Below are 23,794 nucleotides of genomic sequence, written 5' to 3' on the forward strand. Positions count from 1 at the left end.
GCGAGACAGCCAGCACCACAGGAGAACACCATGGCGTCACTACTGCGCGAACAGGTTACCGAGGTTCATCACTGGACCGATCACCTGTTCAGCTTCAAGACCACGCGCAACCAGGGCTTTCGCTTCAAGAACGGCTACTTCACCATGATCGGCCTGGAACTGGACGGCAAACCCCTGCTGCGCGCCTACAGCCTGGCCAGCGCCAACTACGAAGATGAGCTGGAGTTCTTCAGCATCAAGGTGCCCGACGGCCCGCTCACCTCCCGGCTGCAGAACATCCAGCCCGGCGATGAACTGCTGGTCAACAGCAAGGCCACCGGCACCCTGGTGAGCGACAACCTGCTGCCGGGCAGGAACCTGTACCTGATCGCCACCGGCACCGGGCTGGCCCCCTTCCTCAGTATTATCCGCGACCCGGAAATCTACGAGGCCTACGACAGGATCATCCTCACCCACGGCTGCCGCGCGGTGGAGGAACTGGCTTACCAGGAGCTGATCACCCAGCACCTGCCCAATCACGAGTACCTCGGTGAGGATGTGCGCCGCAAGCTGATTTACTACCCCACGGTGACCCGGGAGAAATACGTGAACAACGGCCGCCTGACCGACCTGCTGCGCATTGGCAAACTGGAAAACGACATCGGCCTGCCGGCGATCAACCCCGCCGACGACCGCTTCATGATTTGCGGCAGCCCGAGCATGCTCAAGGACATCTGCACCCTGCTCGACAGCCGCGGTTTCAGCGAAACCCGCAACGGCCACATCGGCGAGTATGTGATCGAACGGGCCTTTGTGGAGAGCTGAGTGATGGCTGGCGGCTAGTTCGCAAGCGGGAAGAAGTCGTAGCGCTGGGTTCCCACGCTGGCTTCCAGCAGTAAGCCGCCGCGCACCAGCACAAACATGGCGACATCGGGGCTGAAGCCCGGGGTTAGCGCCCTGCCCCTGGTCGCCAGCGTGGCATTGGCCTGACCGGTGAACTCGAAGCGACCCCGGCGAAACTGGTCCAGCGCGTCCTCACTGCGGAAGAACAGGATTTTCCGGTCAGCCTGAATGCCAACATTGGGACCGACAAAGACCTCAGTCATAATTGCCCGGCCAGTCACCTCACCCTGCTCGAACAACCAGCCATTGCCGAAAGCGGCGCCAAAGCCGCTGCCAGCCCGCCAGTTGGCGGGAAAAACCGCGTAGGCCAGCGCATCGCGAAAATAGGGCCGCAATTCCTCATGGGCGCGAAACAGTGCCAGTGCCTCCGCCACGGAGGCCTGCCGCTCCTCATCGTAAATCGCTGGCTCCGTTACACAGCCAGCGGTCATCTGGAGCAGCAGCAGGCAAAAACAGATGCGCAGCAGCTTCATCGCTTGCACTCCAGATGGGCGGTCAGCACGTCAGAGCCCCCGTCGACGTTACCGAGGATGTCCACCCGGGCGAACATGCCCGAGCGGTGGACAATGGTCAGGCCACTGTAACAGCGGCGCCACCAGCCGCTTTCGCCAAAGAGGTTGCGCAGCGGGAAGTCGACGGTGGCCTCCAGGTAGTTGAGGAAATGACTGGTGTTATTGCCGCGTTTTTCCTGTTTCCTCTGCTCCACATAAGGCACCTTGTCCGCATAGGAAAACCCGTAGCCAAAACCGTAGCGAAACAGCTCCCGGTTGCTCCAGGGTGAATAACCAGTGCCCATCAGCATGATGTAAGGGTTCACCTCCCAGAAATCCTCCTGGTAACCGTTTTCCAGCCGGCGGTTGACCGAGACCCGGCCCCACACGTCGATGCGCCGGCCGTCCAGCGCCAGCTTGCTCAGGGTCAGGCCGGCCAGGTAGGTGTCCACACTGTCGTTCTGCTTGACCGCGCCGCGGTGAACCTTGTGGAAGGTGTGCTCGGCGGTGTAGCCCGCGTTCACGCGCCAGCTCCACTCGCCGGTCCGTTCACGGTTCCGGCGACTCGCGGCAGGGTCGTCCAGCACGTTGCCGAAAGCGTAGGCCACACCCACCATTGCGCTCAGCATCTGGTCCGCATCCACCAGCGGGCTGTCGCTGACCTCGTCGTCGAGCACGTCGAGCGCCAGGTTGGCGAACAGGCGCATGCGCTTGGACATTCGATAGCTGGTATTCAGTCCCGCCCGCCAGCGGCTGGACTGGCCGGGGTGATAGGCCAGAAGATCGTCCCTGGCTTCAGCGGCGGAAACACCATAATAGTAGTCGGTCAGGGCCTCGTCCCAGTGCACGTAACTGGCGAAAGGCGACAGTGTCCAATTGTTGGCGATCCAGTTGTAACGATAAGTGAGATCCAGTTCCTCGCCGTTGTGGCGGTCCAGGGTGTCCTGCAGCCAGGTGAGAGAGAGGCTGCCCCAGTCGCCCCTGACACTGCCGCGCAATCCGCCATCGAGGCTTTGCTCGCGCTCCTCGACGCCGTCAAAGTAGACATCGCGTTCCGGCTCCAGGCGATCGAAGCGATACGAGACAAGAGCGTCGAGCGAGAAACTGTCTCCGTTCAGCAGGTGTATACCGGCGCTGCTGCCGTGAGCAAACAGGTAGCGACCCTCGTAGTAGTAAAAGGGCATCAGGTCGGAATCCTGCCCGGTTTCAATCGAACTTATATCACCAATACCCCTGTAGGGGCTGTCGCCCCAGCGCCAGCCCAGTCCCAGGCCCAGGGTGCCTTCGGGGACATCGGCGGTGGCTATTTCGGTGACCGGGTTGGTGGCAAGGGTAATACCCGGCAGGGCGAACCCGACAATGAGCCAGAACGGGGGTGCCAGCAAGGGGCGCACGGACTTGAATGGATGCAATCTGACTCCGGAAAGCGACTTGGCGGCTGGCGAAAACTCCGCATTATTCTAGACTCCATGGACGCTTTGTAAACAAATGCCCCAGGGCCCAGGTAAACAATAATGATCAAGCTCAATATAATCCCCGCGGCGCTGCTGATCGCCGCCCTCAGCGCAAGCGCCAACGCCCAGGCGCCGGCCCCGGACAAAGACTCGCTGGCTGACGCCTGGCCCAGCCAGACGCGGTTCTCGCCTTACGCCGGGCGCAACTTTCCGGGCCAGGTGTACTGGGGTGATACCCACCTGCACACCGCGATGTCCTTCGACGCCGGCGCGTTTGGCGCCCGCCTGTCACCGGCGGACGCCTACCGCTTCGCCCGCGGTGAGGAGGTGACCTCCTCCGGGGGCCTGAAGGTGAGACTGTCCCGGCCGCTGGACTTCCTGGTGGTCGCCGACCACTCGGACAACATGGGCTTTTTCCCCACCCTGCTGGGCGGCGAACCCTCGTACCTGGCCAATCCCACCGGCAAGCGCTGGTACGAGATGATCCAGACCGGCGGCAGCACCGCGGTAGACGCCGCACTGGAGATCATCAGCGCCTTCTCGGACGGCAGCTTCCCGATGGAGATCGCCTCCATGCCCGGCACCCCTACCTACCAGTCCGCCTGGGATATCGCGATCGAGGCAGCGGAACAGGCCAACACCCCGGGAGACTTTACCGCCTTTATTGGCTACGAGTGGACCTCCAATGAAAATGGCGCCAACCTGCACCGGGTGGTGATCTACCGGGATGGCGGTGAGGTGGCCAGTCGCAGCCTGCCCTACACCACCCTGGAACCGGCGGGCAGCCCCAACCCGGTGGATCTGTGGCAGGAGCTGCAGCGGGTACACGACACTACCGGCGCCAACCTGTTGGCTATCGCCCACAACGGCAACCTCAGCAACGGCATCATGTTCCCGCTGGTGGACTCCTTCAGCGGCAAGAAGATCGACAGGGACTACGCCCAGACCCGGATGAAGTGGGAACCGCTGTACGAAATCACCCAGATCAAGGGCGACGGCGAGACCCACCCCTTTCTCTCACCCAACGATGAATTCGCCGACTACGAAACCTGGGACATGGGCAACCTGACCCTCACCGAGACCAAGACCGATGACATGCTGCAGTATGAGTACGGCCGCTCCGGACTGAAGCTGGGCCTGCAGGCCGCCGATCGACTGGGGGTGAACCCCTACCAGGTCGGCTTTATTGGCTCTACCGACAGCCATACGGCCCTGGCCACCGCCGCCGAGGAAAACTTCTTCGGCAAGCACTCCGGCACCGAACCGGCGCCGGAACGCATGACCCACCCGGTGGGCTGCTTCGGCGAAATGTGCATATTTGGCTGGCAGCAGGCGGCCAGCGGCCTGGCCGCGGTGTGGTCCACGGAAAACACCCGGAGCGCGCTGTTCGACGCCATGAAACGCCGCGAAACCTACGCCACCACCGGCTCCCGCATGCTGGTTCGTTTCTTCGGCGGCTGGGATTTCAACCAGCAGGACACCCTGTCCCGCACCCCGGGCCACGCCGGCTATACCAAGGGCGTACCGATGGGCGGCGAGCTCAGGGGCGCCAAGGGCGATGCGCCCAACTTCCTGGTGGCCGCGCGCAAGGACCCCTTCAGCGGCAACCTGGACCGCATCCAGATCGTCAAGGGCTGGCTGGATAACAGAGGCAAGCCACAGGAGCAGGTATACGACGTGGTCTGGGCCGGTGACCGCAGCCCGGGAACAGACGGCAAGCTGCCCCCGGTGGGCAATACCGTCGACGTGGCCAATGCCACCTGGACCAATACCATTGGCGACCCGGAACTGATCACCGTCTGGCAGGACCCTGACTTCGACCCCGGCCAGCGCGCGTTCTACTACGCCCGGGTGCTGGAAATCCCCACCCCGCGATGGACCGCCTACGAGAAACAGCGCTTCCCCGATGCCGCAGTGCCGGAGGGGACCCCCATGGTGCAGCAGGAGCGGGCCTACACCTCGGCAATCTGGTATACGCCCTGAACAGCTGTCACCGCTGATCCCGGTGAACGAGCGCTCGAGTCAATGGCTTTGGCTGCAAAGGTCGTTGCCAGCCCGGGCGTCTACCACTACCTTGTACTTCATACCTATAGCAGCAGCGGAGCAGGCAAATGGCGGAAACAAGACAGGTTCTTAACAAGACAACCATGGGTATTGGCGAGGGCCTGCCCCTGGAAGCATCCCAGGGCGGCATCGAGGAGTTACGCCAGGACATCCAGCGCTTGATGGATATGGAGGCGATCAAGCAGCTCAAGCACGCCTACTTCCGCTGTATCGACACCGCCAATATGGAGGAGCTCGCCACCCTGTTGCACGACGATGTGGTGGTTGACTTCAAGGGCGGCGGCTACCACTGGCAGCTCAATGGCAAGGAGGAGTACCTGGGCAGCATCGGCAGCTCCTTCAGCAAACAAACCATCGGCCAGCACCACGGTCACCACCCGGAAATCCAGATGCTGTCGGCCACCGAAGCCACCGGCGTCTGGTACCTGGAAGACAAGTTCTGGGTCATCAACCACAAGTACTACACCACTGGTACGGTGCTGTACTGGGATCGCTACGTGAAGGAAAACGACCGCTGGCTGATCCGCGATACCCGCTACGAGCGGCTGTACGAGTTCAAAGAGGCTCTGGCGGAAGAACCCAAGCCCAGTTCACATTACCTGGGCGTGCACGGGACTGAGCCGACATACTAACCAGCGTTGTGCCCCACCCCCACCCCGCTAACGAGGTGAATTGCGAAGCAAGAGAAGGTGCCCTGGGGCAAGCGGGGTGGCGGCGGGGGCAAAATTCAGCCCAGGACGTCCTCAGCCACAAAGTACTTGGGATCCTCGATCACATTCACCTCAACCAGGTTACCCGCCTTGCGCAGCAACTGCTTGCACTCCGCGGACAGGTGCACCAGGTGCAGGGCCTTGCCAGAGTTGAGGTAGCGTTCCGCCAGGGTGTCGATCGCCTCCAGACCCGAGTGATCGCAGACCCGTGACTCGGCAAAATCGATAATTACGTCTTCATTGGCCTGCGCCGGGTCGAACTGCTCCAGGAAAGAGGTCACCGAACCAAAAAACAGCGGGCCGCTGACCGCGTATACCGTGGAGCCCTTGTGGTCCTCCTGCGCCCTGACCTGGATCTGCTTGGCGTGTTCCCAGGCGAAAACCAGGGCGGAAACAATCACCCCCACCACCACGGCGACCGCCAGGTCGGTGGCCACGGTGACCGCGGAGACCAGCACCAGCACCAGGGCATCGGACCTGGGCACCTTGCGCAGCACCCGGAAGCTGGACCACTCGAAGGTGCCGATCACCACGATAAACATCACCCCGATCAGCGCCGCCAGCGGAATCTGCTCAATCAGCGGCGAGGCCACCAGGATGAAGGCCAGCAGGAACAGCGCCGCGGAGATACCGGACAAGCGGCCGCGGCCGCCGGAGTTCACATTGATCATGCTCTGGCCGATCATTGCGCAGCCGCCCATGCCGCCGAAAAAACCGGTCGCTACGTTGGCCACCCCCTGGCCCACGCACTCCTTGTTACCGCGGCCGCGGGTTTCGGTGATTTCGTCCACCAGGCGCAGGGTCAGCAGGGACTCGATCAGGCCGATGGCGGCGAGGATCACCGAGTAGGGGAAAATAATGCTCAGGGTTTCCCAGTTCAGGGGCACCACGGGAATGTGGAACTGGGGCAGGCCGCCCTTGATGGACGCCACATCGCCCACCACCCTGGTATCCAGGCTGAGGCCCACCACCAGCAGGCTAACCACGACAATCGCCGCCAGCGAGGAGGGTATCGCGGTGGTCAGCCGCGGCAGGAAGTGAATAATGGCCATGGTCAGGGCCACCAGGCCCAGCAGCATGTACAGCTGCTGCCCTTCCAGCCAGGCCACGTCGATGATGCTGCCTTCCATGAAAGTGCCCGCCAGCCAGCCGGGTTCACCGGGGGTGCCGAACTGGCCCAGCTGGGCGAGGAAGATCACGATGGCCAGGCCGTTGACGAAGCCGAGCATCACCGGGTGGGGCACCATGCGGATAAACTTGCCCAGGCGCATTGCGCCGGCGGCAATCTGCAATACGCCCATCAGCACCACGGTGGCGAACAGGTACTCCACCCCGTGATCCGCCACCAGGGCCACCATGACCACCGCCAGCGCCCCGGTAGCGCCGGAGATCATACCCGGGCGGCCGCCGATGCTGGCGGTGATCAGGCCCACCATAAACGCGGCGTACAGCCCCACCAGCGGCTCGACGCCGGCGACAAAGGCAAAGGCCACCGCCTCCGGCACCAGGGCCAGGGCCACGGTCAGGCCGGACAAAACGTCATTTTTGACGGTCGCGACTTTGCTGGGATGGATCTCGAACATAGGACTACTCACCTGGAAATTGGGCGCGGGCCTCTGGGGCGCGCGGGGTCAGGAACCGACCGGCGGAGTCGTTGTTATGCGCAGACGGGAAAGGGCGCGAATTCTACGGCAGTTGGCGGTGCCTGGCCAAGCGGCAACGGCGTGAAAAATCACACCGCCGACGGGTCCGCCGGGAAACAACCTTGCCTTACCGGAGATGGCATTCTCCGGCCAGGGCACTAGACTTGGGTAAATTCCAACTGGATGGACCCACCATGGCCCTACTCACACTCGGCGTATTGCTGTGGGCAGTGACCCACCTGCTGCCCTCGATCTCCGCCCCGGCCCGCGCGGCCCTCGTCGCCCGCATCGGCGAAAACGGCTACAAGGGCCTGTTCAGCCTGTTGACGCTGGCGGCCCTGGCGCTGATTATTGTCGGCTGGCGCAGCATCGACCAGCCCGGCTATCTCTACACCCTGCCCCTGTGGACCCGCCACCTCGGTATGCTGCTGGTACTGGTTGCCTTCATCCTCTTTGTGGCTTCCGGCCAGCCGACCCGGATCAAGCAATACCTGCGTCACCCCCAGCTCACCGGAGTCATCCTCTGGGCCGGGGCGCACCTGATGATGAACGGTGATGCCCGCTCGCTGGTCCTGTTCGGCGGCCTGGGCCTGTGGGCGCTACTGGAGATCATTTTTATCAACCGCCGCGATGGCGAGTGGCTGAAGCCCGAGCCCCCCGGCATCGCCCAGGACCTGAAACTGCTGGTGATTGCAGTGCTGGTGTACGCGGCTGTGGCCTGGGCTCACCGCTGGCTGGCCGGGGTGGCTATTTTCTGAACCACCGGTAACCACCGGCGAGGCTAAATCGCATCGGTCAGCACAAAACCCAGGCCAATGCGATGGCTGCGTTTATCGTAGTCGATCAGGCTCTCGCCGTAGCCGTTGAAGTACTGCACGTAACCGCGGAAGCGGTCACTGAGGGGGAAGGTCCAGTCCAGCTGCAAAGCCCCCTTGCTGTCGCCGCCGAGGACATTGCGCAGGGTGAAGCCCAGGGTGTGGTCCTGCAGCTTCCACAGGCCCTCCAGGTCACCATAACCCATGTAGCGATACATGCGCGGATTGTCGTCGTCTTCCTCATCTTCCGGCAGGCGGTACCAGCTGCGCGCCTTGAAACTGAAGTTGCCGCGCTCAAACACGGCGGCACCGATAATCCGGTTCCAGCTGCGTGACAGTGGCTCTCCGCGGCCGTTGGACTGGTGATTGAGGCTCAGGCCCAGCAGAGTGTTGGTGAAGCCCAGCACCTGCCAGTCGTTCTCCACGCTCAGTATGAGTTCCGGCTGGTAGTTGGTCTCGCGAAACGGGGATGAGGCATCCGAGTTATACAGCTGCCACCAGTTTTCCTGGGTATAGGCGGCCCACAGGTTGGTGCCCTCACCGAGAATGTCTTCCCACACCACCGCCTTCAGGCTGATCTGGAACTTGGCCTCGAAGGCATCCATTTCCTCGCCGGGATACAGTTCAGTCCAGGCCTCGTCGTTTATCTCGCCGCTGTAGGTGACCGGCAGCAGGTAGTTGCGATGGTGTGGAATTATCGCCCAGGCGGAGGACATGGCACCCTCCTCCACCGCCAGCCGGTCCGCCAGCAGGCCATCCTCCACCTCGGCCTGTTCGGCCGCGACCTGTTGCTCGACAAGGGTCGAGGGCGCCTCCCCGGGCACCGCCCCAGCGGCCTTCGCCAGCCGGTCGTAGCAGGCCAGGCGCTTCAAGCCGTCGGCAATGGCGGCACAGTCCAGCAGGCTGGACGCCTGCACCGGCGATACACAGGCGCCACACAACGCCAGTACCGACAGCAAGTATTTCATAGGGGATGTCCTCACTACTCTCACAGGGGGCGGCCAAACAGCTTTTTCAGCTCGCTCTCCACTTTGTTGTCCTGCTTGAACAGGGCCTCGCAGGGGTTGACCGAGGTCGCGACCCAGCGGTCCCACATGCCCTCGGCCAGAATCGACAGGCCACCGGTGGCGAAGGCCGCGCCACCTGACACCACCACCCCGGTGGGGTTGACGCCCAGGCGCGGGTAAGTGAAATTTCCGCCCAGCTTCAGATAGGGCGTGAGCGCCTTGGAAGCGCTGATACCGATACCGGTGCGGGAGCGGGTATTGAAAACCATATCCAGTTGCTCGCTGTTGAGGTCCACAGTGCCGCCCAGGGCAATGTCGATCTTGTCTGTGCGTATCACCAGGCCCGGTGCAAGGGTGGCCAGGCCGTCCTCCAGTAACAGGCCGCCGGCGTGGCACTCGACCTGGGTGTAGGGCTCGCGCTCGACGAATGGATTGATGCGGGAAACAATCTCCCCGAATACATCACCCAGCACCAGGTTCAGGCCATTGTTGTCTATTTTGCCGCCGTTGCCGCGCAGGTAGACGCTGCCGTCCAGGCTGGCGGCCAACTGCCGCAGGCTTGCCCCTGAACCCGACAGGGCCATCCGGTAATCGGCCTGCTGTTCGGCGCCGGAGTTGCCTGTCACCAGCCAGATAAGCGGCAGGCGGTGACTTTGCAGGCGCAGCTCGAACTGGGCCCCCGGCGCCGCATGCGCCAGTAACAGGCTCGCCTGGCCGGTAGAGAAGCTGCCCTGCCACTGCATTTCATCACTCTCCAGGCGGCCGTCCGCCAGGCGCAAGTGAAAACTGGCGCTGCTCTGAATGCCTTCCTCGGCGATGACTTCGTCAATGTCCAGGCTGAGCTCCCCCTCCACAGCATCCAGCCAGCTCATATCCAGCGCCGTGTCGGGAATCAACCGCTCAGCCTGCTGGGCAGCGCTCAGCGGTGCGCCTGATTCCAGTGCCGCGGCATCGCTGCTGCCGCTATCGGCCTGTTGCAGCTGGCGCTGGATGGCATCGGTAAGGAAGCGCAGGTCCAGTTTGCCGGCATGCAGTTGCGCGTCCACCCGCGCCGGGCTGCCGGGAGCGTAGGACAGCTGGCCCGAGAGGTCGCTGCGGCCCAGCTGCAGATCCAGGTCAGTCAGCTGCAGGGCGCCGTCAGCGCCCAGGTCGACCGCCGAGCGCAGCATGAATGACTCGTTCGGCAGCCGGGCAGTAAGACCCAGGGCAGCCAGTGCCCGCAGGGCATGCTTGCCGCTGAGCTGGATACGCCCGGTCCCGGCTATACCCTGCGCCTGGGGTGTCAGGCTCAGGGCCGCGTCCAGGTGGCTCTCGCCGACGTTGAGCTGGAAGGTCTGCAGCTGCCACTGTGGGTCCTGCCAGCGCCCTTCCAGGTCCAGCTCGAATGGCAGGTCGGCCACTGGCTGTCCTGTCCACGGCGCCAGCAATTCCCCGGTTGAGGCCCCCTCGGCCCGCAGGCTGAGCAGGGAGCCGGCGAGGCCGCCCTGCATCGGCAGGCTGATGTCGCCCCATAGACGGGCACCGCCGCTGCGGGCGCTCAGTTTTTCCAGCCGCAGGGTGGCGCCATCACTGCGCAAGCGGGTTTGCAGCGCCACCTGGACCGGCAGCTCGTTTGCCGGGCTTACAGGCAGCAGCGCCTTCAGGTCAGGGCTATCGAACACCAGGTCGAGGTCCAGCCCCCGCAGGCTGGCGGGGTTGCCCAGGGTGCCGTTAATGGTCAGCTGGCTGTCGCCAGACACCAGCAGGCCGCGGGACACATCCAGCTTGCGGCCGGAGCCGTTCACATGGATTTGCAGCGCCAGTGGCAGGCGTCTGGCAGGGGCCTGCGCCGCTACCGGCAGCACCGGCTGTCCCTGCAGCTGTAACTGCAGGTCCAGCCCGGTAAATGCCAGCGGATCGGCCAGCGCGCCCTCGACGGTGGCCTGCCAGCCGCGGTATTCGCCCTCGCCGGCCAGCTGTAAACCGGGTCCCACTTGCTCCACTTGCCCGCTGACCCGCAGGGGCTGATCGCGCCAGCGGCCATCTACCGTCAGCACTATGCCTTTGGCCCCGTGCAGCTGGCCCTCCAGCCTGCTGTGCAGATCGGCATCGGGGGTCCGGTAAATTATCGCGCTGTCGCGGATATGCGCCTGTTCCAGCAGCACCGGTAACGCCAGCTCCTCTTCGTTGCCGGCGGTATCCGCCGCCTTTTCATCGCCAAACTGCCAGTTCGGGGACTCTCCCTCGCGCTGCAGCAGCGCCAGCTGCAGGCCCTCCAGCTCCAGGTCGCTGATGACCAGCGGGCCGTCCCGCCACAGGGAGGGCAGGTCCAGGTGCACCCGCGCCCGCCGCAGGCTCAGGAAATGAGGCTGCTCAGCCCACGCTGGATTGGCAATGCTCAGGCCCTCCACCACAAAAGATGGTTCCCGATCGAAGCGAATTTCGTGCAGTTCGCCGATACGTACCTCGCGCTGGAGCAACTTGCTGGCGTATTGTTCCAGGATCAGCGGGTCGCGCAGGACGTGGCCCACGGCCAGCACCAGCAGCACCAGCGCGGCCGCCAGCAGCGCCAGCGCCCAGATAAGCTTCCGCAGCGCCGGGCTCACTCTGCCCGCCGCCTGAGATACTCGGCCAGGCGGGCATGGGCCTGTTCGCCGAACAGGATCTCGCAGGCCTCTGCCAGGCCGGGCGCCCGCTCGATATCGGCCCAGCGCACCACCTGCTCGATTTTCGAGCGCCGGCGCATGAAATCCTCCAGCTTGACGATCATCTCCCGGCGCGCCGCCAGCTCGATCTCACAGCGGGTATATTCGGCATTCTCTATCAACAGATCGGCGCAGTTTTCATCCTCGCGGATGCGCTCCAGCAGCCCGAATGCCGCGGTGCCGTAGCGCCGCCAGAAACGTTCTGACAGGGGCTCGGAGGAGCTGGCGTCGGTGAGCGCATCGAGGTTCATCAGCCGGGCCTGGAGCATGAATTCCTGGCGCTGGCTGGCCGCGGGCTCACCGTACCAGCAGTGGTCCGGGTGGGGAATCACCACTCCCATTGCCGCCACCTTGGCGACGACTTCATCACCCACGTTGAGGCAGTCAGTGAGCTTGCCGCCAAAGATCGTCAGGTGGCGATGATGCTCGCTCTGTTCGATCACGTGCTTGCGCGACAGCTGCACCCAGTCGGCCACACCGCCCTCCCCCTTTACCGCCAGCGGCCTGACGCCGACCCGTTCGGCGATAATACTGTCCAGCGACAGGGGCGGATCGATGTCGAGCAATGCGTTGACGTTGTCGAGGACAAAGCGCCGGTCCTCCTCGGTCACCCCCACCTCAGGGTCCGCCACCTGGGTGTCGGTGGTGCCAATACAGGTTTTGGGGCCCATGGGTATCAGGAAGAACAGGCGCCCGTCACTGGCGAAAAAGGTCAGCACCCGCTTGTTGTCGGTCACCCGGTCAACAATCAGGTGTATGCCCTTGGAAAACAGGTGATGGTATTCGGTGCGCTCGCCCGAGAGGCGATTGTGACTGTCGGCGTAGGGGCCGCAGGCGTTGATCAGCACCCGCGAACGGATCTGCAGCTCCGTGCCGGCAACCTCATCCCGGGCCCGGGTATACCAGAGTTCACCCACCCGGCGAGTGTCTACCGACGCCACATAGTTGGCGGCAATACAGCCGTAGTTCAGCGCCGTGCGGATAAAATTGAAGACAAAGCGGGCGTCGTTGTCATACAGGTAACAGTCGGAGTATTCCAGGCCCCCCGCGGCATTGCTGGTGTTGACCACCGGCTCGCGCCGCTCCAGGTCACGGGCAGTGTAGTAGCGCGGCGCGGCGGTATTGAAGCGCCCCATCACCCAGTACAGCAAAGCACCCAGGTAGACAAAAAACGACCAGAACCGGAACCCCTTCTGGATGGTGGTGAAAAAGCGGATTTCCTTCACCGTTGAAGGGTAGGCGCGCATGAGCTCGTTGCGCGACTTGCACAGTTTATTGACCAGCAGGTAGTCGTGGCTTTCCAGGTACTTGATCCCGCCCCAGGCGAGGTTGGAGGAGTTGGAACTGACCCCGCTGGCGAAGTCCTCGCGCTCGATCAACGCCACCTTCACCCCCCGGCCGGCCAGCGCCGCGGCTGCTACCGCACCATTGATGCCGCCACCGACAATCAGCACATCGTAGACCTGCTCGCCCAGTTTTTGCAGATTGCTGTTGCGTAGACTTATCGCCATGTTGTGCCCCTCTCCGACGGCAACACTCTACAAGTTCCAGTGTTGCTCGCAAAGGGCGACAAATTCACTGGCACTGGCATTGAGCTGCTTACCGCTGCGGTAGTAGAGCCCCACCTGCTTGTCGATGGTGCCGAATGACACATCGTCGATCACGTGGAAACTGGCGCAGTCGTCGTGCTCGCGCAGCAACTTGCGGTCGATGAACGTCACCCCCATGCCTTCCTTGACCATGTGAATGCGCAACAGCAGGCTGCTCACTTCCCAGACCGTACTGAACTGGTCACGCAGCCGCAGGATGGAGGGCCGCAGCTCGGGGTTATCCAGGGCTGAGGTGATCAAAGGTGTCTCCCGCAGGGCATCCGCATCGCCTTTTTTCATGTCCTGGTAACGCGGGTGACCGGGGCTGACCACCAGGTGCCGGGTGTCGGTGTACAGGGGCAGGGTGGTAAACGCCTGCATGTCTTTCTGGAAGGGACCGAAACCCAGTTCCACATTGCCCGCGAGCACAGCGTAGATGATATTGCGCGCCGGCATCTCGGCGATTTTCATCCGCACCTGCGGGTTGCGCCGGTGGTATTCATTGATCAGCGCCGGGGCGTGAAAGCGATTGATCGAGGCACTGAGGGCGAGGTTGAGCGTCCCTGACTGCCCCTGGCGCAGCTGGGCAATATCCTCCAGAGTCTGCTGTTCGCCGGTCAGTACCTCAAAAGCGTGATCGAACAGCCGCCGGCCAGCGTCGGTCAGCCGCAGTTCCTTGCCCCGGTGGATGAGCGCCGTGCCGAGTTTGCTCTCCAGCCCGGCCACCGCCTGGCTCACCGCGGACTGGCTCAGGTGCAGGGCCTCCGCCGCCCGGCGGAACCCGCCCTCCTCGATCACCGCGCGAAACGCTCGTAACTCACTGTTTTCCAAGCGCATATAAGCATGCCTTATAGTTTGATAAGTAAAATTAACTCAACTAATCGCCGGCGGCAGTATACTGTGAAAAATTACCAAATGCAGGGAGCCCCAAGCATGTCTGACACTCAATCCGTATTTTCCTACGACCTGGCGGGGGTCGTGGTCGGCGAAACCGCTATCTCCGATGTGCAGGGCGACTGCGGCCTGCTGTCCTACCGCGGGATCGATATCAACGACCTGGTCGGCACCCCCTTTCTCCATGTCGCCTGGCTGGTGGTCTTCGGCGAGTGGCCCGATGAGCAGGAGAAGAGCAATCTCAAGAGCTTCATGTGCCGCCATGCGCGCCTGAGCCACGGCGAACAGGACCTGCTGGGGCAGGTGCCGCGCGAGCTGCACCCCATGCTGATGCTGCAGGGTATGATCCCGCTGCTGCAAATGCCCGCGGAAGACACCCTGGGCCGGGGCCTGGATGCCGAACAGGGGCTGTTTATCGCCGCCAAGATTTCCGCGCTGATTGCCGCCCACTACCGCCTGGGACAGAACAAGGTAATCCTCCACCCCACCGCCGGCAAGCTGCGCCACGAGAACTTCCTGGCCATGTTCCACGGCAAGGCGCCGACTGCTGAGCAGGTGCGCATGCTGGACGCGGCGCAGATCCTGCAAATGGAGCACAGTTTCAATGCCGGCACCTTCGCCGGCCGGGTCTGCGCCAGCACCCTGGCTCCCATCCAGTCCGCCATCTCGGCCTCTATCGGCACCCTGTTTGGCAAGCTGCACGGCGGCGCCGACCAGGCCGCCCTGGAAATGGCGATGGAGATCGGCAGCCCCGAGAACGCCGAGGCCTACGTCAGCGACTGCCTGGCCAACAAGGTCAAGATCATGGGCATGGGCCACCGCGAGTACCGCACGGTTGATCCGCGGGCCCGCATTCTCAAGCCGATGGCCGTCGAGCTGTGCCAGGACGCAGAGAGCAAGAACCTGCTCGCCACCCTGGTGGCGGTGGAAGAAGCCTGCCAGCGCGAGTTCGGCGAGCGCGGCAAGGAGATCTGGGCCAACGTGGAGTTCTACAAGGGCGCCGTGTTCCACAGCCTGGGCATACCCAGCCACTACTTCACTGCCATGTTCGCCATGGCCCGGGTTTACGGCTACATCGCCCATTTCCTCGAGTTCCGCCAGGACAATCGCCTGATCCGTCCCCGCGCCGCCTACGTCGGCAAACCACCGGTGGCGGCGGACCAGTCAGCGGCCTGAGACCGGGCAGCGGGTAGCCCCGGCCGGGCGCGCCGGTACCTCGCTGTTGCGCTATGCTGAAGGGCGCAACAGCAACTTACCGGTACCAGCAGCTACAGGAGTTTCACGCCAGTGACCCGGCTATTCGCGCTCTGCCTGTCCCTCTACCTGGTCACCGCCTGCGGTGACCACAGCGCCGATCAGGCGCTGGGTACCCTGGAACGGGACCGGGTGATCCTGAAAGCCACCGACAATGAAATCATCACCGCGCAGCCGGTGCCCGAGGGCACCCTGGTCACCGCGGGCACCCTGCTGGTGCAGCTCGATGACAGCCGCCAGAAAGCCATCGTCGCCCGCGCCCGGGCCGAGGTGGGTCGGGCCGCGGCACAGCTGGATGAGCTGCGCAACGGCGCCCGTCCCGAGGATATTGCCGCCGCCACCGCCCGGGTAGCAGGCGCCAGGGCGACCCTGGTCGAGGCGAACGCGAACTACCAGCGGGCGGTCTCCCTGGTGCAACAGCAACTGGCGGCGCAGGCCCAGCTCGACCGCGCCCTGGCGAGCCGCGATGCGGCCGAAGCCAACCTGGAATCCGCCGAGGAAGAATTGCTGCGGCTGACCAACGGCACCCGCAAGGAGCAGCTCGATGCTGGCGCCGCCGCCCTGCAGGCGGCAGAGGCGCAGCTGGCGCTGGAGCAGCACCGGCTCTCGGAACTCTCGGTGGTGGCGACCCGTGACGCCTACCTGGACAGCCTGCCCTGGAACGTGGGGGAACGGGTAAACCTGGGGGCGACCCTGGCCGTCATGCTGGCCGGCGACCAGCCCTTTGCCCGGGTGTACGTGCCCGAACCCTGGCGGGCGCGACTGCGGGTAGGCGATGAATACCCGGTGCAAATCGATGGCCTGGACAAACTGTACAGCGGGAAGCTGCGCTGGATCGCCACCGATCCCGCCTTCACCCCCTACTATGCGCTGAACGCCTCTGACCGTGCGCGCCTGGTCTACCTGGCCGAGTTCGACCTGCAGGAGGGGGCGGACCTGCCCACCGGCGTGCCGGTACAGGTGCTGCTCACCGACAAGGTGAATGGCGCAGCCAGAGAAGGTGCCCTGGGGCACAAGGTGAATGGCGCAGCCAGAGAGGGTGCCCTGGGGCACAAGGTGAATGGCGTAGCCAGAGAAGGTGCCCTGGGGGATGACTGAACTGGCCATCGAAACCCGGGGCCTGAGCAAACAGTTTGGCGACCTGCGCGCCGTCCACCAGCTGGACCTGCAGATTCCCCGGGGTGAGATATACGGATTCCTGGGGCCCAATGGCTCAGGCAAGACCACCGCCATCCGCATGCTGTGCGGCCTGCTCACCCCCAGCAGCGGGGATATTTCAGTGCTGGGCCTGGAAATTCCCCGCGACGCGGAGCGCTTGCGGCTGCGAATCGGCTATATGACGCAGAAGTTCTCCCTCTACGATGACCTCAGCGTCAGCGAAAACATGCATTTCATGGCCCGGATCTACGGCATGGGACGGGCCGCGGCCCGGGATCGGGTTGCCCAGCTGCTGGACCGCTATGCGCTGGCCAGCATGCGCGGCCGGCTCGCCAGGGCCATGAGCGGCGGCCAGCGCCAGCGCCTGGCACTGGCGGTGGCCACCCTGCAGCAACCCGACCTGCTGATTCTGGACGAGCCAACCTCGGCGGTGGACCCGGAGAACCGCCGGGACTTCTGGGAAAAGCTGTTCGACCTGGTCGACGAGGGAACCACGATACTGGTATCCACGCACTACATGGACGAAGCCGAGCGCTGCCACCAGCTGGCAGTGCTGGAAACCGGCAACCTGCGCAAACACGGTGCGCCGCAGCAGCTGATGGATGAACTGGCGGGCCGGATCATCGAGATCCAGGGCGCGGACCTGCGCCAGGTAAAAGAGCGGCTGTTGCGCATTGAGGGCGTGCAGTCCGCCGCCCAGCAGGGTCTGCACCTGCGGGTACTGATGGCGGACACTGGACCCGACGGCGATGCAGCTGTACAGCGCCTGCGACGGGAACTGGCCGCGGAATCACTGCACATCCAGCCGGGCAAACCCAGCCTTGAGGACGTGTTCGTGGCCTGCACCCGGGGCGAGTCGCAGCGATGAGCGCCCTGCAGCGCATGAGCGCCGTCGCCGGCAAGGAACTGCGCCAGCTGTCCCGCGACCGGGTCACCTTCGGCATGGTAGTAATGATCCCGCTCATCCAGTTGCTGCTGTTCGGCTACGCGATCAACACCATGGTGCGTGACATTCCGGTGGCGGTAGTGGACCTCAGCGACAGTGCCGCGGCGCGGATCATCAGCGAGCAGGTGCGGGTGACCCAGGTAGTCGACATTGTCACCCAGTACGACACCCCGGCGCAGGCGGAGGCGGCGATTGTTGCCGGCGATATCCGCGCCGCCCTGGTGCTGCCCCGGGACCTGCCGCAGCGACTGGCCAGTGGCGCTACCGCAGGGCAGTGGCTGGTCGACGGCTCGGACACGGTGGTCGGTTCGGCGCTGCTGGGGCTGCGCAACATGCCCCTGATGCTCGAAGCCGGCGCACCCGCGGGGGCCTACACCCAGACCACACCCAGCTTTGAAGTGGCCCTGTTCTTCAACCCCGAGCGCCGTTCGGCAGTCAACATCGTGCCCGGCCTGACGGCCATAATCCTCACCATGACCATGATCCTGTTCACCTCGGTGGCACTGGTGAGGGAGCGCGAGCGGGGCAATATGGAGCTGCTGATTACCACCCCCATTCGGCCCCTGGAACTGATGCTGGGCAAGCTGCTGCCCTATGTGCTGGTGGGACTCATCCAGATCACCATTATCCTCGGCCTGGGCCGGCTGGTATTCAATGTACCGTTCCAGGGCGACCTGTTCGACCTGTCGGTCATCACCCTGGCCTTTATCGCCGCCAGCCTCGCCCTGGGCCTGTTGATATCCACCGTCGCCACGACCCAGATGGAAGCCATGCAGATGACGGTGTTTATCCTCATGCCATCGATATTGCTCAGCGGCTTCATGTTCCCCTTTGACGCCATGCCCCAGGCCGCCCAGCTCATCGCCGAACTGCTGCCGGCCACCCACTTCATCCGCCTCATTCGCGGGGTTTACCTGCGCGGGGCGGATGTCGGGCAGATGTGGGCCGAGCTGCTCTGGCTGCTGGCTTTCGCCGCCATCATGCTCGCTATCGCCACCAAGCGCTTTCACAAACGCCTCGACTGAAGCTTGTGCCAGGCGCCTACCGCCGGCAGCAGCACCGGTGCGCGCCTCTGCCAGCGCCGGGCATCGAACAGACCCGTTCCCCACGGGCGCATCGGTGCTAGACTTGCCGCTGTCATAACCAGGAGCGCAGGATGATTTTTCGCCAACTCTACGATAACAGCTCTTCCACCTACACCTACCTGCTGGGCTGCCCCGATACTCGCGAGGCGGTAATTATCGATACTGTTTTCGAACAGCACGGCCGCGATGCCGCGCTGGTTCGTGAACTGGGACTCACGCTGCGTTACACCCTGGATACCCACGTGCACGCAGATCACATTACCGGCGCCTGGTTGATGCGTGAGAACCTGGGCGCGCAGACGGTGATCGCCAGCGGTGCCGGGGTGACGGAGACGGACGTCGCGGTCGGCCATGGCGACGTGCTGGCCTTTGGCAACCAGTCACTGTCGGTGCGCGCCACGCCCGGCCATACCGACGGTTGCCTCACCTATGTCAGCCGCGACCAGGACATGGCCTTTACCGGCGACTGCCTGCTGATCCGCGGCGCCGGGCGCACCGACTTCCAGGCCGGGGATGCCCACCGGATGTGGCGCAGCATCCGCGAGCAGATTTTCTCCCTGCCGGAGGACTGCCTGTTGTACCCAGGCCACGACTACAGCGGCCGCACCGTCTCCACCGTGGCCGAGGAAAAGGCGTTCAACCCGCGTATTGGCGGCGACGCCCGGGAGGAGGACTTCGTCGGTTACATGGAAAACATGGGGCTGCCCCATCCCCGCCTGATCGACATCGCGGTACCGGCAAATATGCGCGGCGGCAAACCCGAAGATGGTCAGCTTGCCGACACTCCCGGCTGGGGGCCTGTGACCATGAGCTTCGCCGGCATCCCCGAGATCCTCCCCGACTGGGTGGCCCGTCACCGGGATGAACTGTTCCTGCTGGACGTGCGCAGCGCAGGCGAGTACGCCGGGGAGCTCGGCCATGTGGCGAATGCCGCCCTGATTCCCCTGGACCAGTTGCGCGATCGCCTGGACGAGGTTCCCGGTGACAGGCCGGTTGTCACCATCTGCCAGTCCGGCAAGCGCTCGGCCATGGCGGCGCAGATCCTGCTCAAGTCGGGGGTGGAGCGGGCCGCCAACCTGTCCGGTGGCATGATCCAGTGGAACCGGCTGGGACTGCCCCTGGGCTGATACCGGGCCGGCGGTAAGCGCCGGCTGCTCAGCCGCCGGCGCAAACACCAGCATCGCCGCTAGGCGATTGCTGCCACCAGGTAATCGATTTCCGCGTCACAGCCCTGCTCCGTTTCCCTGCGCAGGATCGCCTCGAGTTTCTTGCCCACCAGCGGCACGTTGACCCTGGGGCTGTGGCTGATGCTGTAAACACAGCCATCGGCGGCGGGGCGCAGCTCGAACTCGGCCTCGATCCGGGCCGGCACACCCACCACGTCCAGGGTATAGTCGCCTGTCCAGCCGTCCCCGTCCGCCCGCCAGCGCTCGATCATTTCGAAGCGCTGGTCGTCACCGACAATCCTGGCCGCCACCGCCGGCAGCTTCAGGTGCCGTACCCGCTGCAGCTTGATCTCGACGCTTTTGCCCTTTCTGCTGACCTTGACAGTGGGCGGGTCCTCGCCCAGGGCCTCGATGCGCTCGACCAGGAAATCCCTGTCGGTCAGGTACTGGAAAACGGTCCCGGCGTCGCACTCGATCTGGTACTCAATGGCCATGTTGATGGACTCCTGTTCGTCTATCACCTGCAGAAGCTTAGACCGCTTGCTGGCAGTTGCCACACGGGCGCCAGACGCAGTATTCCCTGCGGGCTAGGTCCCGGTGGCAGGGATTCTGTATAATGCGCGATCAACTCCAGTCCCGGTATCACCCATGACCTACAGATTCCTGATTTTGGCTATCGCAGTGCTGCTCACCGCCTGCACCGGCGGGGAAACCAACGTCGAGCGCGGCAACCGCGAGGGCATCCTCCACTTCGGCAACGGCTCAGAGCCCCAGGGCCTGGACCCGCACGTGGTTACCGGAGTGCCGGAGAACAAGCTGATTCGCGCCCTGTTCGAGGGCCTGGCGGTGAAAAACCCCTACACCCTGGAGCCCGAGCCCGGCGTGGCCGAATCCTGGGATGTGTCCGCCGACGGCAAGACGGTAACCTTCCACATCAACCCCGAGGCGCGCTGGTCCAATGGCGAGCCAGTGACCGCCGGCGACTATCTCTGGTCCTGGGAGCGGGCGCTGAATCCGGCCATGGGTAACCTCTACGCCTATATGCTGTTTCCCATCGTCAATTCCGAGGCCTACGCCAAAGGTGAGCTGGACGACTTTGACCAGGTCGGCATCAAGGCGCCGGACGACCAGACCCTGGTGGTCAAGCTCAACGCCCCCACGCCCTACTTCATCCAGCTGATGGACCACTACTCCACCTTCGCGGTGCACCCGGAAACCATTCTCAAGCACGGCAAGAAAACTGACCGCTTCACCCGCTGGACGCGGGTCGAAAACATGGTGAACAACGGTCCCTTCAACCTCACTGAGTGGAAGCTCAACCGCCGTATCACCATGGAGAAAAGCGATACCTACTGGGATCGCGACAAGGTCAGGCTCAATGGCGTGGTGTTCTATCCCACCGAGAACCTGGTGTCCGAGGAGCGCATGTTCCGGGTGGGGCAATTGCACTACACCAACACCATCCCCCTGGACAAGATCCCCGTGTACCAGGCCATGGAGAATACGCCCTACGTGCAGGCGCCCTACCTGGGTACCTACTTCTACCTGATCAACACCAAACGGCCGCCGGTGGACGACGTGCGGGTGCGCAAGGCCCTGTCCATGGCCATCGACCGGCAGAAGCTCAATGACACGGTGCTGCAAAAATCCAATGTGCCGGCCTACAGCATCACCCCGCCGGACACCCTGGGCTACTACCCGCCCAAGCTGTTCGACTACGACCCGGAGCAGGCCCGCCAGCTGCTGGCCGACGCCGGCTACCCCAACGGCGAGGGATGGCCCGGGCTGGAGCTGATTTACAACACCTCGGAGAGCCACCGCAAGATCGCCGTTGCCCTGCAGCAGATGTGGAAGGATGTGCTCAACATTCCGGTGACCATCGCCAACCAGGAGTGGAAGGTGTACCTGGACTCTGTCACCCAGATGAATTTCCAGATTGCCCGCCGCGGCTGGATCGGTGACTACGTCGACCCCAACAACTTCCTCGACCTCTATCTCACCGACGGCGGCAATAACAATACCGGTTTCTCCGACCCCCGCTACGACGAGATGATTCTCCAGCTGGCGCCCCAGGCCAAAACCCAGGAAGAGCGGTACCGGATATTCCACGAGGCGGAAACCCTGCTGATGGAGCAAATGCCCATCCTGCCGATCTACACCTACACCAGCAAACACCTGATTCACCACAGCGTGAAGGGGCTGCCATCCAACCTGATGGACTCGCTCAACCTGAAGTACGTCTGGCTGGATCCGGACTGGCAACAGGAGCGCGAGGGAGAGTAAGCCCATGCCAGCCGCCGGCAGCACCGCGCGCTGGGGCCCTGCCCTGACGGCAATGCTGCTGGCACTGGCCCTGGCCGCCTGCGGTGACAGCGCATCCAACGTGACCGCGGGCAACCGCGACGGCGTCCTGCACTTCGGCAACGGCAGCGAGCCGCAAAGCATCGACCCCCACGTGATGAGCGGTTCGCCCGAGGTCAACATCGCCCGGGCGCTGTTCGAGGGCCTGGTCACCCGCCACCCCCACAGCATGGCAATGGTGCCCGGCGTCGCCGAGCGCTGGGACATCTCCGCCGACGGCAGGGTCTATACCTTTTACCTCAACCCCCGGGCCTGCTGGTCCAACGGCGACCCGGTCACCGCCGCGGACTTCCACTGGTCCTTGCTGCGCTCTATCCACCCGCAAATGGGCAACCACCTGGCCTACACCCTGTTTGGTATCGCCGGCGCCCAGGACTTCGCCACCGGCCGCAACAACGATCCCGAATCCGTTGGCATCGAGGTCGTGGACCCGCAGACCCTGCGCATCCACCTGAACAACCCCGATCCCTACTTCCTGAGCACCATGGGCACCTACCCCACCTACCCGGTACATCGCGCTACCATCGAGGCCCACGGCGCATGGACCGACCGTTTCTCCGGCTGGACCCGGCTGGGCAATATCGTCAGCAACGGTCCCTTCGTACTCAGTGAATGGCAACTCAACCGGCGCCTGGAGGTGACTCGCAGCGACACCTACTGGGACCGGGGGAATGTCAGTCTCAACGCGGTGGTATTTCATCCGGTCGAAAGTGCGACAGCGGAAGAGAAAATGTTCCGGGCCGGCCAGCTGCACTTCACCCAGACAGTGCCGCTGAGCAAGATCCCCGGCTACCAGGCCATGGCCAACTCACCCTATCAGCAGCACCGCTGGCAGGGCACTTACTTCCTGCAGTTGAATACCAGGCGTGAGCCCCTCGACGATCAGCGGGTGCGCCAGGCCCTGGCGCTGGCCACCGACCGGCACAAGCTGGTCGATACCGTATTGCTGCAAACCGAGGTGCCAAATCCCGGCCTGGTACCGGTCAACACCCCCGGCTACCAGTCGCCCCCGGCCCTGGACTACAATCCACAGCGCGCCCGCCAGCAGCTGGCGGCCGCCGGCTACCCCGGTGGTGCGGGTTTGCCGGCGATGGAATTTGTCTTCAACACCAGTGAAAACCACCGCAAGATCGCCGTCGTCCTGCAGCAAATGTGGAAGGAGGAGCTGGGTATAGCCATCACCCTGGCCAACCAGGAGTGGAAGGTTTACCTCGATACCGTTAATGAGGGCGATTACACCATTTCCCGCATGGGCTGGATTGCCGCCGACCTCAACCCGGCGACCTACCTCAACATATTGACCAGCGAGAGCGGTATCAACCGCACCGGCTTCTCCCACGCGCGATATGATGAAATAATGCTCGCGCTGGTGCCCGCCGAGGCGGACCCGGAGAAACGCACTGCGCTGATGCAGGAAGCGGAGGCCATCCTGCTGGATGAGGTTCCGGTGCTGCCGCTTTACACCTATAACAGCAAGCACCTGGTTCAGCCCAGTGTAAAAGGAGCACCACCCAATGTGCTCGACTTACAGCACTATAAATACATCAGCCTGGACCCGGCGATCCCGGTCTGGAAAGGCGAGGACAAATAA

General features: G+C 63.7%; 19 protein-coding genes. 11 read left to right on the top strand and 8 right to left on the bottom strand.

The window, feature by feature from the left end; translation table 11 throughout:
- The first annotated feature begins 30 nt into the window (after nt 1–30).
- Nucleotides 31–804: a ferredoxin--NADP reductase gene (locus DWB85_RS02085; protein ID WP_117952543.1), complete on the top strand. Its 774-nt coding sequence runs from the start codon at nt 31–33 to the stop codon at nt 802–804.
- 14 nt (nt 805–818) lie between these two features.
- Here DWB85_RS02085 and DWB85_RS02090 read toward each other — a convergent pair whose 3' ends face one another.
- Together DWB85_RS02090 and DWB85_RS02095 are read right to left on the bottom strand one after the other, a co-directional pair.
- On the bottom strand, nt 819–1,355 hold the full coding sequence (locus tag DWB85_RS02090; RefSeq protein ID WP_117952544.1) for a lipid-binding SYLF domain-containing protein: 537 nt from the start codon (nt 1,353–1,355) through the stop codon (nt 819–821).
- Nucleotides 1,352–2,785, bottom strand: coding sequence for a MipA/OmpV family protein (locus DWB85_RS02095; protein WP_117952545.1), 1,434 nt, complete (start codon nt 2,783–2,785; stop codon nt 1,352–1,354). The genes DWB85_RS02090 and DWB85_RS02095 overlap by 4 nt, the downstream gene beginning before the upstream one ends.
- Before the next feature lie 102 nt (nt 2,786–2,887).
- On the opposite strand from DWB85_RS02095, the gene DWB85_RS02100 reads away from it, so the two are divergent.
- The gene (locus DWB85_RS02100; RefSeq protein WP_117952546.1) at nt 2,888–4,810 is read left to right on the top strand and encodes a DUF3604 domain-containing protein; all 1,923 of its coding nucleotides are present in this window, start codon (nt 2,888–2,890) and stop codon (nt 4,808–4,810) included.
- A 128-nt stretch (nt 4,811–4,938) separates the two neighbouring features.
- Nucleotides 4,939–5,523 carry a nuclear transport factor 2 family protein gene (locus DWB85_RS02105; protein ID WP_117952547.1) on the top strand — a complete coding sequence of 195 codons (585 nt, stop codon included), beginning with the start codon at nt 4,939–4,941 and terminating at the stop codon, nt 5,521–5,523.
- A gap of 95 nt (nt 5,524–5,618) precedes the next feature.
- On the opposite strand, the gene DWB85_RS02110 is transcribed toward DWB85_RS02105, so the two are convergent.
- On the bottom strand, nt 5,619–7,184 hold the full coding sequence (locus DWB85_RS02110) for a SulP family inorganic anion transporter (RefSeq protein WP_117952548.1): 1,566 nt from the start codon (nt 7,182–7,184) through the stop codon (nt 5,619–5,621).
- Between the two features lie 254 nt (nt 7,185–7,438).
- Between DWB85_RS02110 and DWB85_RS02115 the strand changes: the two genes are divergently transcribed.
- Complete coding sequence (locus tag DWB85_RS02115) at nt 7,439–8,002, top strand: NnrU family protein (RefSeq protein WP_117952744.1); 564 nt, start codon at nt 7,439–7,441, stop codon at nt 8,000–8,002.
- 23 nt (nt 8,003–8,025) lie between these two features.
- Here the strand turns inward: DWB85_RS02115 and DWB85_RS02120 are convergent, their stop codons facing one another.
- Genes DWB85_RS02120 through DWB85_RS02135 form a run of 4 tightly spaced genes read right to left on the bottom strand, consistent with a single transcriptional unit; the run spans nt 8,026 to nt 14,176 of the window.
- Nucleotides 8,026–9,027, bottom strand: a complete 1,002-nt coding sequence (locus tag DWB85_RS02120; protein ID WP_117952549.1) for a phospholipase A — start codon at nt 9,025–9,027, stop codon at nt 8,026–8,028.
- 20 nt (nt 9,028–9,047) lie between these two features.
- On the bottom strand, nt 9,048–11,651 hold the full coding sequence (locus DWB85_RS02125) for an AsmA family protein (protein WP_117952550.1): 2,604 nt from the start codon (nt 11,649–11,651) through the stop codon (nt 9,048–9,050).
- A complete protein-coding gene (locus DWB85_RS02130) occupies nt 11,648–13,261 on the bottom strand; it encodes a glycerol-3-phosphate dehydrogenase/oxidase (protein ID WP_117952551.1) in 1,614 nt (537 codons plus the stop codon). The genes DWB85_RS02125 and DWB85_RS02130 overlap by 4 nt, the downstream gene beginning before the upstream one ends.
- 27 nt (nt 13,262–13,288) lie before the next feature.
- Complete coding sequence (locus DWB85_RS02135; RefSeq protein ID WP_117952552.1) at nt 13,289–14,176, bottom strand: LysR family transcriptional regulator; 888 nt, start codon at nt 14,174–14,176, stop codon at nt 13,289–13,291.
- A gap of 96 nt (nt 14,177–14,272) precedes the next feature.
- On the opposite strand from DWB85_RS02135, the gene DWB85_RS02140 reads away from it, so the two are divergent.
- The 5 genes from DWB85_RS02140 (at nt 14,273) to DWB85_RS02160 (ending at nt 19,803) form a co-directional block, all read left to right on the top strand.
- A complete protein-coding gene (locus DWB85_RS02140) occupies nt 14,273–15,409 on the top strand; it encodes a citrate/2-methylcitrate synthase (protein ID WP_162845976.1) in 1,137 nt (378 codons plus the stop codon).
- A 111-nt stretch (nt 15,410–15,520) separates the two neighbouring features.
- Nucleotides 15,521–16,585, top strand: a complete 1,065-nt coding sequence (locus DWB85_RS02145) for an HlyD family secretion protein (RefSeq protein WP_239017197.1) — start codon at nt 15,521–15,523, stop codon at nt 16,583–16,585.
- Nucleotides 16,578–17,513, top strand: coding sequence for an ABC transporter ATP-binding protein (locus DWB85_RS02150; RefSeq protein ID WP_117952554.1), 936 nt, complete (start codon nt 16,578–16,580; stop codon nt 17,511–17,513). The genes DWB85_RS02145 and DWB85_RS02150 overlap by 8 nt, the downstream gene beginning before the upstream one ends.
- Nucleotides 17,510–18,616, top strand: a complete 1,107-nt coding sequence (locus tag DWB85_RS02155) for an ABC transporter permease (RefSeq protein WP_117952555.1) — start codon at nt 17,510–17,512, stop codon at nt 18,614–18,616. The genes DWB85_RS02150 and DWB85_RS02155 overlap by 4 nt, the downstream gene beginning before the upstream one ends.
- A 131-nt stretch (nt 18,617–18,747) precedes the next feature.
- Entirely contained in the window at nt 18,748–19,803 is a 1,056-nt protein-coding gene (locus DWB85_RS02160) for an MBL fold metallo-hydrolase (protein WP_117952556.1), read from the top strand.
- A gap of 59 nt (nt 19,804–19,862) precedes the next feature.
- Here DWB85_RS02160 and DWB85_RS02165 read toward each other — a convergent pair whose 3' ends face one another.
- Nucleotides 19,863–20,363, bottom strand: coding sequence for a DUF2505 domain-containing protein (locus tag DWB85_RS02165; RefSeq protein ID WP_133300547.1), 501 nt, complete (start codon nt 20,361–20,363; stop codon nt 19,863–19,865).
- A 127-nt stretch (nt 20,364–20,490) separates the two neighbouring features.
- Here DWB85_RS02165 and DWB85_RS02170 point away from each other — a divergent pair, with 127 nt between their 5' ends.
- Nucleotides 20,491–22,125, top strand: coding sequence for a peptide ABC transporter substrate-binding protein (locus tag DWB85_RS02170; RefSeq protein ID WP_117952558.1), 1,635 nt, complete (start codon nt 20,491–20,493; stop codon nt 22,123–22,125).
- 4 nt (nt 22,126–22,129) lie between these two features.
- Nucleotides 22,130–23,794 (top strand): peptide ABC transporter substrate-binding protein, encoded by a 1,665-nt coding sequence (locus DWB85_RS02175; RefSeq protein WP_117952559.1) that lies wholly within the window; start codon nt 22,130–22,132, stop codon nt 23,792–23,794.

The organism is Seongchinamella sediminis (assembly GCF_003457605.1).
Taxonomy (GTDB): domain Bacteria; phylum Pseudomonadota; class Gammaproteobacteria; order Pseudomonadales; family Halieaceae; genus Halioglobus; species Halioglobus sediminis.

Excerpts from the sequence above, each read along its gene's own strand:
- DWB85_RS02085 (WP_117952543.1), top strand. The coding sequence starts at position 31 with ATGGCGTCACTACTGCGCGAACAGGTTACCGAGGTTCATCACTGGACC.
- DWB85_RS02090 (WP_117952544.1), bottom strand. The coding sequence starts at position 1,355 with ATGAAGCTGCTGCGCATCTGTTTTTGCCTGCTGCTGCTCCAGATGACC.
- DWB85_RS02100 (WP_117952546.1), top strand. The coding sequence starts at position 2,888 with ATGATCAAGCTCAATATAATCCCCGCGGCGCTGCTGATCGCCGCCCTC.
- DWB85_RS02105 (WP_117952547.1), top strand. The coding sequence starts at position 4,939 with ATGGCGGAAACAAGACAGGTTCTTAACAAGACAACCATGGGTATTGGC.
- DWB85_RS02110 (WP_117952548.1), bottom strand. The coding sequence starts at position 7,184 with ATGTTCGAGATCCATCCCAGCAAAGTCGCGACCGTCAAAAATGACGTT.
- DWB85_RS02115 (WP_117952744.1), top strand. The coding sequence starts at position 7,439 with ATGGCCCTACTCACACTCGGCGTATTGCTGTGGGCAGTGACCCACCTG.
- DWB85_RS02120 (WP_117952549.1), bottom strand. The coding sequence starts at position 9,027 with ATGAAATACTTGCTGTCGGTACTGGCGTTGTGTGGCGCCTGTGTATCG.
- DWB85_RS02130 (WP_117952551.1), bottom strand. The coding sequence starts at position 13,261 with ATGGCGATAAGTCTACGCAACAGCAATCTGCAAAAACTGGGCGAGCAG.
- DWB85_RS02135 (WP_117952552.1), bottom strand. The coding sequence starts at position 14,176 with ATGCGCTTGGAAAACAGTGAGTTACGAGCGTTTCGCGCGGTGATCGAG.
- DWB85_RS02140 (WP_162845976.1), top strand. The coding sequence starts at position 14,273 with ATGTCTGACACTCAATCCGTATTTTCCTACGACCTGGCGGGGGTCGTG.
- DWB85_RS02150 (WP_117952554.1), top strand. The coding sequence starts at position 16,578 with ATGACTGAACTGGCCATCGAAACCCGGGGCCTGAGCAAACAGTTTGGC.
- DWB85_RS02155 (WP_117952555.1), top strand. The coding sequence starts at position 17,510 with ATGAGCGCCCTGCAGCGCATGAGCGCCGTCGCCGGCAAGGAACTGCGC.
- DWB85_RS02160 (WP_117952556.1), top strand. The coding sequence starts at position 18,748 with ATGATTTTTCGCCAACTCTACGATAACAGCTCTTCCACCTACACCTAC.
- DWB85_RS02170 (WP_117952558.1), top strand. The coding sequence starts at position 20,491 with ATGACCTACAGATTCCTGATTTTGGCTATCGCAGTGCTGCTCACCGCC.
- DWB85_RS02175 (WP_117952559.1), top strand. The coding sequence starts at position 22,130 with ATGCCAGCCGCCGGCAGCACCGCGCGCTGGGGCCCTGCCCTGACGGCA.